This is a genomic window from Pseudoalteromonas sp. 13-15 (assembly GCF_001468205.2).
Lineage (GTDB): Bacteria > Pseudomonadota > Gammaproteobacteria > Enterobacterales > Alteromonadaceae > Pseudoalteromonas > Pseudoalteromonas marina.
Genome location: NZ_CP019162.1, coordinates 817694 through 831282 on the forward strand (window position 1 = coordinate 817694; position 13589 = coordinate 831282).

The 13589-nt window shown below is 38.6% G+C and carries 14 protein-coding genes; 8 read left to right on the top strand and 6 right to left on the bottom strand.

What is annotated here, in order from left to right:
* The first annotated feature begins 3 nt into the window (after positions 1-3).
* A complete protein-coding gene (locus ATS72_RS03850; protein ID WP_058428906.1) occupies positions 4-1326 on the top strand; it encodes a Na+/H+ antiporter family protein in 1323 nt (440 codons plus the stop codon).
* A gap of 180 nt (positions 1327-1506) precedes the next feature.
* Here ATS72_RS03850 and ATS72_RS03855 read toward each other — a convergent pair whose 3' ends face one another.
* Genes ATS72_RS03855 through ATS72_RS03865 form a run of 3 tightly spaced genes read right to left on the bottom strand, consistent with a single transcriptional unit; the run spans position 1507 to position 3612 of the window.
* Positions 1507-1938 (bottom strand): acyl-CoA thioesterase, encoded by a 432-nt coding sequence (locus tag ATS72_RS03855; RefSeq protein WP_006792940.1) that lies wholly within the window; start codon positions 1936-1938, stop codon positions 1507-1509.
* Positions 1939-1943: 5 nt separating this feature from the next.
* Positions 1944-2762, bottom strand: coding sequence for a M23 family metallopeptidase (locus ATS72_RS03860; RefSeq protein WP_039036963.1), 819 nt, complete (start codon positions 2760-2762; stop codon positions 1944-1946).
* On the bottom strand, positions 2755-3612 hold the full coding sequence (locus tag ATS72_RS03865) for a 6-carboxytetrahydropterin synthase (protein WP_039036962.1): 858 nt from the start codon (positions 3610-3612) through the stop codon (positions 2755-2757). Before ATS72_RS03865 ends, ATS72_RS03860 begins: the two co-directional genes overlap by 8 nt.
* Before the next feature lie 203 nt (positions 3613-3815).
* Between ATS72_RS03865 and fabA the strand changes: the two genes are divergently transcribed.
* Positions 3816-4331, top strand: coding sequence for a bifunctional 3-hydroxydecanoyl-ACP dehydratase/trans-2-decenoyl-ACP isomerase (fabA, locus tag ATS72_RS03870; RefSeq protein ID WP_006792937.1), 516 nt, complete (start codon positions 3816-3818; stop codon positions 4329-4331).
* Positions 4332-4399: 68 nt separating this feature from the next.
* Here fabA and rmf read toward each other — a convergent pair whose 3' ends face one another.
* On the bottom strand, positions 4400-4570 hold the full coding sequence (gene rmf, locus ATS72_RS03875) for a ribosome modulation factor (protein WP_004586522.1): 171 nt from the start codon (positions 4568-4570) through the stop codon (positions 4400-4402).
* A 365-nt stretch (positions 4571-4935) separates the two neighbouring features.
* Between rmf and acuR the strand changes: the two genes are divergently transcribed.
* The 3 genes from acuR to ATS72_RS03890 all read left to right on the top strand — a co-directional run bounded on the left by acuR (position 4936) and on the right by ATS72_RS03890 (position 7102).
* Positions 4936-5571 carry an acrylate utilization transcriptional regulator AcuR gene (gene acuR / locus ATS72_RS03880; protein WP_010556516.1) on the top strand — a complete coding sequence of 212 codons (636 nt, stop codon included), beginning with the start codon at positions 4936-4938 and terminating at the stop codon, positions 5569-5571.
* Between the two features lie 49 nt (positions 5572-5620).
* Positions 5621-6613, top strand: a complete 993-nt coding sequence (acuI, locus tag ATS72_RS03885; RefSeq protein ID WP_058428907.1) for an acrylyl-CoA reductase (NADPH) — start codon at positions 5621-5623, stop codon at positions 6611-6613.
* Between the two features lie 72 nt (positions 6614-6685).
* Positions 6686-7102 carry a VF530 family DNA-binding protein gene (locus ATS72_RS03890; RefSeq protein ID WP_008126969.1) on the top strand — a complete coding sequence of 139 codons (417 nt, stop codon included), beginning with the start codon at positions 6686-6688 and terminating at the stop codon, positions 7100-7102.
* A 137-nt stretch (positions 7103-7239) separates the two neighbouring features.
* On the opposite strand, the gene ATS72_RS03895 is transcribed toward ATS72_RS03890, so the two are convergent.
* On the bottom strand, positions 7240-7671 hold the full coding sequence (locus tag ATS72_RS03895) for a DUF3859 domain-containing protein (RefSeq protein WP_058428908.1): 432 nt from the start codon (positions 7669-7671) through the stop codon (positions 7240-7242).
* 158 nt (positions 7672-7829) lie between these two features.
* Between ATS72_RS03895 and ATS72_RS03900 the strand changes: the two genes are divergently transcribed.
* Together ATS72_RS03900 and ATS72_RS03905 are read left to right on the top strand one after the other, a co-directional pair.
* Entirely contained in the window at positions 7830-8834 is a 1005-nt protein-coding gene (locus ATS72_RS03900; RefSeq protein WP_058428909.1) for a YHYH protein, read from the top strand.
* Positions 8835-8837: 3 nt separating this feature from the next.
* Positions 8838-9359, top strand: a complete 522-nt coding sequence (locus ATS72_RS03905; protein WP_058428910.1) for a hypothetical protein — start codon at positions 8838-8840, stop codon at positions 9357-9359.
* Positions 9360-9412: 53 nt separating this feature from the next.
* Here the strand turns inward: ATS72_RS03905 and ATS72_RS03910 are convergent, their stop codons facing one another.
* Positions 9413-11224 (bottom strand): protein kinase domain-containing protein, encoded by a 1812-nt coding sequence (locus tag ATS72_RS03910; RefSeq protein ID WP_058429174.1) that lies wholly within the window; start codon positions 11222-11224, stop codon positions 9413-9415.
* A gap of 208 nt (positions 11225-11432) precedes the next feature.
* On the opposite strand from ATS72_RS03910, the gene ATS72_RS03915 reads away from it, so the two are divergent.
* Positions 11433-13448, top strand: a complete 2016-nt coding sequence (locus tag ATS72_RS03915) for a TonB-dependent receptor (protein ID WP_058428911.1) — start codon at positions 11433-11435, stop codon at positions 13446-13448.
* Positions 13449-13589 lie beyond the last annotated feature (141 nt).

The following is a 13589-nucleotide window of genomic DNA, read 5'->3' on the forward strand; positions in this document are numbered from 1 at the left end:
ACTATGAATGCTGTTGTTGTTGGCGTGATTTTAATGCTTGCGCTCACCTTGGTTCGTGTCAATGTTATTGTAGCTATGACACTGTCTGCTTTAGTTGCTGGGTTAACTGCTGGTTTAGGAATAAAAGAAAGTTTAGATGCATTTAATTCGGGTTTGTCAGCAGGCGCTGAAATTGCCTTAAGTTATGCAATGCTTGGCGCATTTGCAGTTGCAATATCAAAGTCTGGTTTAACCCGCATATTAGCAGATAAATTATTAGCTAAAGTAGATGCTAGAGGGCATGGCAGCCAAACATTACTTAGTTATTTTATCTTAATGATTATATTAGCGTGCGCTATCTCATCACAAAACTTGGTGCCCGTGCACATAGCGTTCATCCCAATTTTGATCCCGCCTTTGTTGGTTGTATTTAATAAATTAAAACTCGATCGACGTGCCATCGCGTGTATTTTAACATTTGGTTTAGCTTCGTCCTACATGGTACTCCCCTATGGTTTTGGTGGGATTTACTTATATTCAATTTTACATAAAAATCTTGTAGATAACGGCCTTCAAATTGTGAATACCAGTGTACCCGTAGCAATGATTATCCCTGCGTTAGGAATGTTTATTGGCCTACTCATTGCTGTATTTTTTACTTATAAAAAACAACGTACCTATAAATCGATCACAGTTACTAACCAGAGCAACCATGAACCTATAAAAAATCCAAAAAAAGTCATGTTAGTTGGCTCTTTTGCAGTTATTACCTCGTTAATTGCACAAAATATAAGTGGCTCAATGATACTTGGCGGCTTAGTAGGCGTTATGATTTTTAGCCTATTTGGTATAGTTAAATGGGAAGAAAATGGAGACGTATTTAGTAAAGGCGTAGCCATGATGGCCATGATTGGTTTTATCATGATATCGGCGCAAGGTTTTGCATCCGTTATGCAAGCGACGGGTGATATACAAAGCTTGGTCAATAGCGGTGCAAGTTTGTTTGATGGAAATAAGCCTATAGCAGCGGCGGTAATTTTATTAGTTGGTTTACTTATCACCATGGGAATTGGAAGCTCTTTTTCAACGGTACCAATTATTGCGACCTTATTTGTTCCTTTATGCCTAGAGCTTGGTTTTTCAGTAATGGCAACAGCTGCCTTAGTTGGAACTGCTGGCGCTCTAGGCGATGCGGGCTCCCCTGCTTCAGACTCAACACTTGGGCCAACATCTGGTTTAAACGCAGATGGTCAGCACGACCATATTTGGGATTCGGTAGTTCCAACCTTTATACACTTTAATATTCCACTATTACTATTTGGCTGGATTGCAGCAATGGTACTTTGAGTATCCTAAAACCTTCAATTTAAGAGGCTTATTATGTAATAAGCCTCTTATTCCCTGTTTAATTTTATCCTACACATAATTTCGATGTTAAGATTAACTTTAATACAATTAAAGTATGATGTGTTCTTATGCAGCTAAAATATAAGCACCTACTCTGGTGCTTATATTTTTATATTAATTTTACTTAAACCCGTTAATCATTTTGGCGCAAACAACAGGTGTTGGCCTATGATTATCATCTACAGCAACAAATGTAAAACTACCGCTTATAGCCGAGTGTTTATCATCTTTGTGCATTGTTTCAAGCAGTATATCAACATCTACTTTTAAGCTAGTGTTACCAACATGCACAACTTTAGCTATTAGTTCAGCAAATGTACCTGCAGGTATTGCTTCTTTAAAGTCTACTCTATCAGAAGAAATAGTTACCAAGGGCTTACGGCAAAAACGCGTTGCAGCAATAAATGCAACCTCGTCCATCCATGCTAATGCATCGCCACCAAATAGTGTATTGTGATGATTGGTACGCCCTGGGAATACCGTTTTTGTAACTGATGTTGTTGAATCTTTTATACGCTGAGCAATAATTGCATCACGATTTACGTCTGTCATAGTCTCTACTTTTTGTTGGCTAACGTATCTTGCATTAATAACCCTGGATCAAGGCGTTCGCCTTTCCAGTTAAAGCGCCAATCTAAATGCGGGCCTGTAACTCGGCCGGTTGCACCAATTTCAGCAACTTTATTACCTTGTTTAACTTTATCACCCACGTTTACATCTAACTTACTTAAATGTATGTAAGTAGAGGTAATACCATGGCCATGATCTAAAATAAGTGTTCCGCCAGAATAATATAAATCGGGTTCTGCAAAAACAACAGTGCCACCAATTGGCGCATATACTGGCGAACCAGTTTTGTTAGCTATATCTAAACCAAAATGCGCGCGACGTGGTTCACCATTAAAGTAACGCTGGCTGCCATACACACCCGAAATACGCCCTTGTGCAGGTTTTAATACTGGGTCTAAAAAGTAAGTAAGGTCTGAATTAACAGCACGGGCATTTCTTACCGCAACCGCTTCTCTGCTTATGCGTTCACTTACAGATTTAGGCGGAGAAACGTATTTTTTTGCAACACCCGTTATTTTGTCAATGTTGTAATCACGCTTGGTAATAATAAGATTCTGGGTATGCTTTTTGCCATTCGTATCAACCCAGCTAAGTGTATGATTTGTTTTTGCGTCACGGCCAAAACCAAATACAAAATCACCATTCTTTGAAAGCTTTAACGGTGTGTCGTTTAAACTAACAGACTGCGCATCGCTAAGCTTTCCTGTTACTAAGCCGCCTTGAGTCAGGTGTCCTTTTAGCTCAACAGCTAACGAATTTACACTAAATGTTGCTAAAACCAACGCAGATAAAAGTGACTTAAGCATAACTAATTGCTCCTTTGCCAACCCCTTCATACGCGGTTATTTTAACATTTTGTTCAGGGTGCTTGGCTTTAACTTGCCCTGCAATATACCCCGCAATACATTCAACGGTTGTGTCTATCGGTAAAATATCACAGCGCGTTTCACTAATGGCCATTTCGAAATAACCTTGAGCTGATGTATAAGCAAAACAAACATCATTATCTCTTGCGCTAATATGCTTTAAGTTTTGCGGTTCTATTTGGTCTTCACTTGTTGCTAGGTATATATCTTCCCACTGCATTGCCCATTCTTTTTGTAAGCGTGGCATGGAAATACCGTCTAGGCTTATACCTATTTGAGAACGATGACCATGAATAATGCGCTGACAATTACCATCATGTTTTTTAAGACCATGACTATAATGATAATAAAAGCTTTGGCTATGTTCTGGTTTTAACGATAACTCTATTTTTTCTATGTTTGAAGGCAACTTAGGTAAAATAGTATCAACTAAAAATGCAGTTACCGACTCCACATTAATTTCATCGGCATCAATCATACAATAGGCTTGATGCGGTGCACTCATTGCCAAGTGGTGGTTGTCGCCAAAAGTGCAATCTAGTGTTTTGTGCTCATCAAATTCAGTCACTGAACCATTTATGCTATTAGGAATAGCTAAACGGTGATCAATACATTCATCAATAATACCTTTAATTTGTTTTTTAACTAATCCAAAGTCTAACACCATAGACTCGTCGTTAAGTTTACCGTGCAAAGTTAAATCAACAATCCAGCTCTCGCCAACGGCGCCGCGTTTGTTACATAAGTAAGAAAAATCTATCACAGTAAGTGAGTTAACAAAAAGGATCATAAACTTCCTTTAGACTAGTTATAAGACAGCGTTAATTATAATGATTTTTGATTGTAATTGCGCGGTTTTATAAAGCAAAAACCTAACGCATTGTTTGATTGATGATTTAATACTCAATATAGTAAGTATTTAACTGCTCCGAGTTGTTTAGCGTACAAGTGTACGCTAAAGTACGGGCAATTTCTAAGCGAAGATAAAGAGTTATGGAACCTAAAAACAGCTATACAAAAGAAGAATTGATCCTATGTGGTCAAGGTGAAATGTTTGGTGAAGGCAACTGTCGTTTACCTAGCGATAACATGTTAATGATGGACCGCATTACCTCTATAAATGCTGATGGTGGAAGCCACGGTAAAGGTGAAATAATTGCTGAGCTTGATATTGACCCGACCCTTTGGTTTTTTGATTGTCACTTTAAAGGTGACCCTGTTATGCCAGGATGTTTAGGCCTTGATGCAATGTGGCAACTAGTGGGTTTTTATCTTGGTTGGTCAGGTGGTCCTGGTCTTGGGCGCGCTTTAGGTGTAGGTGAAGTTAAATTTACAGGCCAAATACTTCCAACGTCTAAAAAAGTAACCTACCGCCTTGAAATGAAACGCGTAATTAAACGTAAACTCTTTATGGGTGTTGCAGATGGCACTGTTGAAGTAGATGGCCGCGTAATATATGAAGCCAAAGATTTAAAAGTAGGTTTATTTCAAGACACCACGTCTTTTTAATAGATTTACAATATAAATACAAAAAGGCCTCCAATTTGGAGGCCTTTTTGCTTAAATTTGGGTAATAATTAGGTTTTATACATATTTCGATTTTCAATTGCCTCTCGCCATCCACCTAACCACTCTGACTTTGGATCTATCTGTTGATAAGGGCATAGCTCTTTAGAACGACCTGCTAAACCTGCTTTGAAACCTTGAGAATGAGCTCTTTCTAAACGATCTCTTTTCTGTCTCTTCATCGGTATTATCCTCACCTTTTTTAATTATATATTTTGTAGCATAAGTGAAATCTACAATTAATGAATAGTTAATAAAAATGTAAAGTTCAAATAACAAAAACAATTAAATTGTTTGACATTAACTAAGCTGCTGATGCAAAAATGAATTAACATTTAAAGAATCAACCTGGTCATACCACCGCAATATACAACTTAGGCATCTATCTAAAACCATTAATTACTAAGTCGCACAATTTGTGTATCAACCTCAATTATTGACTAATAAAAATAACTGAAGTTCAAACAAAAATGTAATTCATAAAATATTTTTAAACAGATGAATTTAGTACTTGCACATTAAAAGCCGATCGGTCTAATATGTAGGTATGAACAAAAATAATACAGTAACTCCACGACGTGGCCGTCCTCCTAAAATAGCCAGAGATAACGCCGATACCAAAGCGTTACTTATACGTACGGGTTTAGAAACGTTAACAGAGTTTGGTTTTAGCGCCACAGGACTCGATACAATATTAAAAAAAGCCTCAGTACCTAAAGGCTCCTTTTACCATTACTTTAAAAGTAAAGAAGCCTATGGCATTGCGTTGGTTGACGCCTACGACAGTTACTTTATTGCAAAGCTAAACCATTACCTTGATCAACAAAATATTCCTCCGCTGGAACGCATAGTAAACTTTACACAAAGTGCCATTAAAGGCATGGGTAAGTACGATTATAAACGCGGTTGCTTAGTCGGTAATTTAAACCAAGAATTAAATCACTTGAGCGACGAATTTAAGAATCGCTTATTGCAAAGCTACACAGCTTGGCAAATACAAATTGAAAACTGTTTAAATCAAGCTAAACAGCAAGGCACTATTTCTAAAACTGTCAATACACAATTAATGAGCGAATACTTTTGGATTGGTTGGGAAGGCGCAGTAATGCGAGCAAAACTTACCAAGTCAAGTACACCCCTTACGTTATACACTGAAATGTTTTTGCGTGCATTACTTACATAATGCACTTTTATTTACCAATTAAAAGACGATCGGTCTAAAAGGATATGATATGAATAACCCAATTAAAGCCATTGTTATTAATAAAGAAGACAATAACTACAGCGCTTCTTTATCACAGCTTAACGAAAATGATTTACCTGACGAAAATACCACAATAAATGTGTTGTACAGCACATTAAACTATAAAGACGGTCTAGCCATTACAGGTAAAGGCCCGGTAGTGAGAACCTTTCCGATGGTGCCAGGTATAGATTTAGTAGGCACTGTAACAACCTCCACCAGCGATGAATTTAAAAATGGCGATCATGTTATTTTAAATGGTTTTGGTGTTGGCGAAAAACATTGGGGCGGCCTTGCACAAAAAGCAGCACTAAATAGTGACTGGTTAATTCCCCTACCCGCTGCTATCAGTCCAAAACAAGCAATGCAAATTGGGACTGCCGGTTATACCGCTATGTTGAGCGTTATAGCACTCGAAAAACAAGGGGTTAAACCTAACGATGGTGAAATTTTAGTTACAGGTGCAAACGGTGGTGTTGGCAGCTTTGCTATTTATTTATTAAGTAAGCTCGGCTATAACGTAACCGCCGCCACAGGACGAGTAGATCAAAGCGAGTACTTAAAAGAGCTTGGTGCATCTCACATAATTAACAGAGATGAGTTATCAAACCCGGGGAAACCGCTTCAAAAAGAACGTTTTGCTGCAGCTATAGATTCTGTTGGCAGCCATACGCTTGCAAATATTTGCGCTTCTCTTAAATACGGTGGTGTAGTCACTGCATGTGGTTTAGCTCAAGGCATGGATTTACCCGCATCAGTTGCGCCCTTTATTTTACGAGGAGTTTCACTTATCGGAATCGATAGTGTTATGCGACCAAAAGCAGACAGAATTGAAGCATGGGAAAGACTATCTACATTAGTAAAAGCTGACTATTTAGATAAAATTTCAACAGAAATTACACTCGAACAAGTAATTGAAAACGCCGAGCAACTCATGGAAGGTAAAATTCGTGGCCGCGTTGTAGTTAATTGCCAAGGTTAGGCTATTTACACTATTAAAGCCTCGTTATTAAATTTATAATACACTTTGTATTTTAATAACGAGGCAACACCTATGAGCAACCAAGAACTTTTCAGTAATAATCCACTGCAAGGCGTAAAATTAGAACAAGTGGTTGAAGAGCTGGTTGAGCAATACGGGTGGGAACTCCTGCACGCTTACTTGCAGCTTAATTGTTTTAAAAATAATCCGGATATTAAATCTGCTGTAAAATTTTTACGTAAAACCCAATGGGCACAAGAAAAGGTAGAGAATTTTTACCTATACCGCCTTAAAAACTTGCCTAAACCAGATGATGTTCAGTACGAGTTACCGCCGCGTGATCGTGTTATACCGGCCGAACATAAACCAGGTGAACCTTGTGAACTAAGCTTTAGTGACGCAAAACGCATTCAAGCTAAAAAAGCCACTAAACAACGTGCTCGAGAACGCAAACAACGGTCTAATCCAAGTAACCCTTGGGGTAATTAACAGTGAGTTTAAAAAAGCCAATTTTTATTGGCTTTTTTTATGCCTTGTTGTAACCAGTTCTTAGCGTTGCAGCACTATAACTATGTAAACCGATAAAGTTAGCTTATTTAAACCTATGTTGCCGTTGTGCCTAGGAACTAGTACCCGCGCTTTTTCCAAAAATCTACTTCTGTTTGTTGCGCTTCTAATGCAACATTAAATGTTTTATCTGCAATTATTTTATTATTAAGCGTTAAAGTCATTCGCCATGGGCCTAGTTTATTGTTGATGGGCTCCCACAATGTATCGCCAAGATAAAAGTGCCAATCGTTATTTTTAACGTATTCAACGCCTTCAAAAGGCGGCATAACATCCCCCTCTTCGTTAGGTATGTCTGGATGGTAAATACAAAAATGTAGTTTTTCACCTTTGGCTTTTTTTATATTTACTATTAGCCCAAATTCTACGTCTATTTCAGCAATCACATCGGTAGTGAATTGCTCAATTTGTGGAAGAGCCTTGCTACTACTATCCCAAGTTGAATAAATACCATAACTCTGGAGCGTAACGCTGGGTTTTAACTTTGCCATTTATCCAACCTATACTTACTTATATACCAAAATTTTATAATAAACCCTTGGTTTAGTCTTATATAAAAGTTTACTTACATAATTTTCATTTATATTTGCACATTGCTTGAACAATTACAGAATAATATTTTGATCTCTTTATCAGTGAGTTCAAAGTTATGAGTACATCCCTAGTAAATAGTATTTCTAAAAATTTAGTTGCACAATTTAAACTAATTGTGTGCTTTACTGCAATATCATCACTTGTTGCATGCGGTGGTTCTGAGCAAAATACTTCAATAAGCGACGTAATAACTGACAGCACAACAGTTGACGGTTCAAATGCTGATGCAAATGGTTCTACACACAATGTTTTATGTGAGTACGCTTACAATGAATACAACAACGCTGACTCTGTACAAACAACAAGCTCAGCTGATTGGACATGCACAGGCACAACGCGTGACATTATTGCTAATGGAATTCCTGACCACGACGTAGGCACTTTTCCTAATCCGGCTAACCCCAATACCATCGCAGAACAATCAGTAAATGAAAGCTTTACATTAACACCGATTCAATCATCATCCGCTACAATGATGGGCGGCCCTCGCGGTATAACAGGGCTTGTTTTAAATGGCGTTAAAATTGATGCCGGCACAGGTGGTAGCTGTGATGACTCAGGTGAAAATTGCGACCTAGGTGATAATAGCGGCAACTGGAATATAGAAGCTTTAAGCCAAACTACATTTAGTTTTGGCACAGATGCTAACAATGCCCATGTGCAACCAGATGGGACGTATCATTACCATGGAATGCCCGAAGGGTTTATAACAATGCAAGGCGGTAATGAAACAACCATGACATTAATAGGCTGGGCTGCAGACGGCTTTCCTATTTATGCACGTTATGGCTACTCAGATTCAACCGACGCCACTTCTGAACTCGTTGCTATGACAGGAAGTTACCAACACGTAACCACAGTCAGTACAAACAGACCTTCTACCGACATATACCCATTAGGAACATTTGCACAAGACTGGGAATACGTTGCAGGTTCAGGCGATTTAGACGAATGCAATGGCCGTATTGGCGTAACACCGGAATTTCCAGATGGTATTTATCACTACTATGCAACTGACACTTACCCGTTTTTTCAGCGTTGTGTAAAAGGAGAGCTTTAAATTATGCGCCTTTCAAAATTAATACATAACATTGGGGTAATTATTATCGCTTTTTGTATATCTCAAAAAACACATGCGCACTTAATAGTTGCGCAACATGGCACCCTTAATGTTGTTGAAGAGCATGTGTTTGTTGTGCTGTCGCTTCCTGCGTCGTCATTATTAGGTGTTGACGAAAACAACGATGGGTCACTTTCACTCTCTGAATTTAATAAATATCGTAATCACATTAGTAAACAGGTTAAAAAGCACGTGTATTTGTCTGATCAGCAATATCGCTTTTCGATTGAAGGGCTTTTATTACACCCAGAAGTGGCGCACAGCGGTAACAATACATTTGTTGATCAAATTACCATTACCGGCAGATTCACACCTCTAATGACAAACAATATAAAATTCAATATTAATTTATTTGCCAATAACCGTAGTAAACAAACTTATAAAATTACCGCTACCAATAAACAGCAACAGCTTATTCATCAATTTGAGCTAGAGCCATTGTCTCCGCATAGTGAGTTATTTTAATGTATTAGGCTGATTTACCAAGCCATATAAAACCCATTACAAAAGCTGACACGTTATACGCGTTTTGGGTTTTTAGGAAAGAATTGCTCAGCTTGTTGTGCACACAAATCAAACTCTCGTGTATTTTTATAGGGTAGCTTCATAAAGCCCGCAACGCCCACATCGGTAATGTTTACAGCATATTGCATTAGTTTATTTAACAAACGTTTAAATTCGGCCTCTTTTGTCGAGTCGAGTAGCCTGTAGTAGTGGTGAATTTTCATTCTGTCGGGCAAGGCTTCAAAAATAATACAACCAGTATGGTGTATTTGGTTTAGCTCAAATACACATTTAATAACTTTTTTAGGAAGCTGTAATTGCTCATCGGGATCTTTACCATCTTCAAAGTATGAATGTGGCCGGGTTATTTCGTTAGCTTTAACACTCACAACTTCATAATCTAGCTCAGGAAGACTATCAAACTTAAATGCACCGGTGCCATCTCGCTCTAATTGAATGGTTTTACGTGCATCAAATAAACAACATTTAAATAGCCCTTTTTGGTTAATTGCTTGGGCTAACATCACTGTATTGTTTATTGAATCTGTAAATGCTTTGCCTAATGACTCATCGTGCATTATTAATGACGACTCAATAAACAACGATTCATCTTTCCAATGAAAACTAAGCCCGCCCACAGCTGGGTATTTCGCAAGCCGGCTTATGGAGGCCAAAAATGCTTTTTCGGTGTCGCCAGTATCAAATAAAAATTCTTTGTAGTATCGGTCTAACTGGGCATCATTTACATCAAGTAACTGTTGGTTGTGGTCGGCTTGGCGTAAAAACTGTTTACGCGAGCTATAAACTACGGTATCTGGCGCTTCATCGGTACCGTACCAAAACGGGATGGCGGCTTTTTGCTGTGTTAATTTAAGATCGGGTAAATACGCTTTTGCCATTTTTGGTATATTACGTATAAAGTAATCGCCTGCAGCATCACGTACTGTTTTACTTTTACTGAGCATGCCATCTATAACGTTAGCGAGCTCTATAGGTAGCCCTAAAGAAATTGCAGGAATAGCCTGCGCACCAAATCGGCAAGACTGTGCAGACGCTAATGCATATAAAGTTGCTGCAACACCTTGCTCATCAAACCGCGGGGATGATTGCTCACCCGACATTTGCGCTTCGCCTATAAAGTACACATCTCCCATACGTGCATTGGTCGTGCTTAAATCTCCCGACATTAAATCCATAAAGTTACTGGCTACGGGCTCACCGTTACTGTGTAATTGGGCATATACCGAACTCCCCCAGTCAACTAAAGATATAGCGTCTGTTTGCGCATCCCACACCAAATTTGAAGGTTTTATATCTCCATGCACAATTGGTTGAGCACTTAAGCCATTTTTGTGGTTACTTAAATCAAGTAACACATTACGTAATTTAACGGCTAATGCCATTATTTTAGCCGCGCTAAATCGCCCCTCTTTAAGCGACACTTTTTCAAGGTCTTCTCCTATGGCGCGCGCCATCATTAAAATGCCCTGCTTTTTAATGCGCTCAAACGCATAAAATTTAGGCACCAGCGGATTATTAATTTGTGAAAGCATATACGCTTCGTCTTCAAGGCGGTCACGTACACTTTGAGCAAGCGTAATCCGTGAAAACTTAAACACCCAAGGCAAGCCTTTGTCATCTTCACCTGCAAATACAAACCCAAATGCACCTGAGCCAATCATTCCTACATTTTTATAACCAAGCAAAGTAAGTTGTTTAATACAAATATTAAGCCACTGGCGATGTTTTTTAGCATCACGATGCGACAGCAAATATACGGATTGCTCTTCGTTAATGTAAAAATTTCGAATTTCTTTGGCTTTCAATACAGGCTCTCTAATTATGTGATTACTGGTAAGTTTTAACACTCTGATTATTAGTTTTATATAACGACATTACAATAGCACCAATATAGTTTTCAAACTTAAGCCCTATTTGAATAATAAAACACTCAATGTTGCATCCAAAAGGTTTACTTAGTCGTTTTAATTTAAACAGCACTGAATAGTAAACATAATAGATAGGACTTTAAGGATGAAAACATTAGCAATTTTAACTATCGGCACATTATATAGCGGTTTTGTACATGCCAATATAGAAAAGCTCACTGTATATGGGCACCGTGATGGTTTAATTGGCGAATCAATCAGTGCCTCTAGCGGCATTATTGGCCAAGGTGAAATTGAGCAGCGCCCAATGTTAAGAAGCGCTGAAATGTTAGAGCTCATTCCGGGGATGGCGGTTACTCAACACAGTGGCTCAGGTAAAGCAAACCAATACTTTATTAGAGGATTTAACTTAGACCATGGGACCGACTTTGCCACAAGTATCGATGGTATGCCTATCAACATGCGTAGCCACGGACACGGCCAAGGTTACACCGATCTAAACTTTATAATTCCCGAATCTATTTCTACCATTAACTATCAAAAGGGGTCATATAGCGCAAGCCAAGGAGATTTTTCAAGTGCTGGTAGCGCACAGTTTAAACTGCTTGATAATGTTAAACATCAGCAAATAGAACTAAGTATTGGTGAAGATAACTATAAACGCGCGGTAGTACTTGGCTCAACTAACCTTACAAAAGGTAAACTTATTGCGGCTGCTGAGTGGCAAGGCTACGACGGCCCTTGGGATGACATAAACGAAGACGTAAATAAAAAAAATGCCCTACTACGCTATGTTGGTAAAGCATTTAATGGTGACCTATCAATAAGCGCAATGGCATACGACAACACATGGAACTCAGCCGATCAAATTCCACAGCGTGCTGTTTCGCAAAATTTAATAACACAATTAGGCTCGCTCGACACCACCCTTGGCGGCAGCTCTAGCCGTTATAGTTTATCGGGTAATTGGCAAGGGGAGCATTTGAAAGCCAGCGCTTATGTAATAAATTACGATTTAAACCTATATTCTAATTTCAGTTATTTTTTAAATGACCCAATTAATGGCGATCAGTTTAATCAGCAAGATAGCCGCAATATTTATGGCACCACTTTAAGTTATCAGTTTGAAACTAAAACATCAGGCATAAACATGCAACACACTGCAGGGCTTGATCTTAAACACGACGATATAGATAACGTTGGGCTTTATAACACTAAAGCCAGAGAGCAGCTAAGCACTGTAAGGCAAGATGCACTCAAGCAAACGAGTTATTCAAGCTTTTGGGAGTCTAAACTTTTATTTACCCAAAAACTAGAAGCAACAGCAGGTGTAAGATACGACTATTTTGATACAAATGTAACCAGTATTACCGCCGTAAACTCAGGTAAAGCAAGTGATGATTTAATCAGTTTTAAAGCAAGCTTAAATTATCGCTTTACTCAATTGCTAGCTGCCTATGCAAATTGGGGGCAATCTTTTCACTCTAACGATGCGCGCGGCTCCACAATAAATATCGATCCAGTAACAGGTGATCAAGCCGAACGAGTCGATCTATTAGTAAAAAGTGAAGGCGCTGAAATTGGATTACGATTTGCTGATGAAAAAAAATATAATATGTCAGCTGCGCTTTGGTGGTTAAAACTCGACTCAGAACTATTGTTTGTCGGAGATGCTGGTAATACAGAGCCAAGTGATGCGTCTAAGCGGTATGGGTTAGAAATGAGTGCCTATTACTGGATTAACGAGCAATTTAATATTGATTTAGAAGCCTCGTTTACACATTCTCGCTTAGATATAAATGACAATAACAATTACATAGAAGGCGCTGTCCCCGTTGTAGCAAGTACAGGTTTAAATTGGCACTTAAGTAAACAATGGCAATCATCGATCAGGGTACGCCATATTGGTAAACGCACATTAACAGACGACGGTGATAAGCGCTCAAACCCGCTAACGGTAGTTAATAGCTCTGTGAGCTATAAGCAAACCCATTGGAAAGTAGACTTTGAATTACTTAACTTGTTTAACAGTACCGACCACGATATAGATTACTATTATGCATCGCGTTTAGCTGGTGAGCCCGCACAAGGCGTTGAAGATAATCATTTTCACCCTATTGAGCCCAGAACTGCACGCCTAACACTTAGTTTATTGTTTTAGTATTTATTAACGCAACAGCTATGCTGTATATAAACACAGTATAGCTGTAAATTGGTACTTATTTGCTCAATTTCACCTAACCGGTTTCTCTACTCTTTGATGACCCAAACAGTACAAATACATATAATTTAAATTACAATA

Coding starts and splice junctions, on each gene's coding strand:
- acuR (WP_010556516.1), top strand. CDS start 4,936: ATGAACAAAAATAATACAGTAACTCCACGACGTGGCCGTCCTCCTAAA.
- ATS72_RS03860 (WP_039036963.1), bottom strand. CDS start 2,762: ATGCTTAAGTCACTTTTATCTGCGTTGGTTTTAGCAACATTTAGTGTA.
- ATS72_RS03905 (WP_058428910.1), top strand. CDS start 8,838: ATGCGCCTTTCAAAATTAATACATAACATTGGGGTAATTATTATCGCT.
- ATS72_RS03865 (WP_039036962.1), bottom strand. CDS start 3,612: ATGATCCTTTTTGTTAACTCACTTACTGTGATAGATTTTTCTTACTTA.
- fabA (WP_006792937.1), top strand. CDS start 3,816: ATGGAACCTAAAAACAGCTATACAAAAGAAGAATTGATCCTATGTGGT.
- ATS72_RS03855 (WP_006792940.1), bottom strand. CDS start 1,938: ATGACAGACGTAAATCGTGATGCAATTATTGCTCAGCGTATAAAAGAT.
- acuI (WP_058428907.1), top strand. CDS start 5,621: ATGAATAACCCAATTAAAGCCATTGTTATTAATAAAGAAGACAATAAC.
- ATS72_RS03850 (WP_058428906.1), top strand. CDS start 4: ATGAATGCTGTTGTTGTTGGCGTGATTTTAATGCTTGCGCTCACCTTG.
- rmf (WP_004586522.1), bottom strand. CDS start 4,570: ATGAAGAGACAGAAAAGAGATCGTTTAGAAAGAGCTCATTCTCAAGGT.
- ATS72_RS03900 (WP_058428909.1), top strand. CDS start 7,830: ATGAGTACATCCCTAGTAAATAGTATTTCTAAAAATTTAGTTGCACAA.
- ATS72_RS03915 (WP_058428911.1), top strand. CDS start 11,433: ATGAAAACATTAGCAATTTTAACTATCGGCACATTATATAGCGGTTTT.
- ATS72_RS03895 (WP_058428908.1), bottom strand. CDS start 7,671: ATGGCAAAGTTAAAACCCAGCGTTACGCTCCAGAGTTATGGTATTTAT.
- ATS72_RS03890 (WP_008126969.1), top strand. CDS start 6,686: ATGAGCAACCAAGAACTTTTCAGTAATAATCCACTGCAAGGCGTAAAA.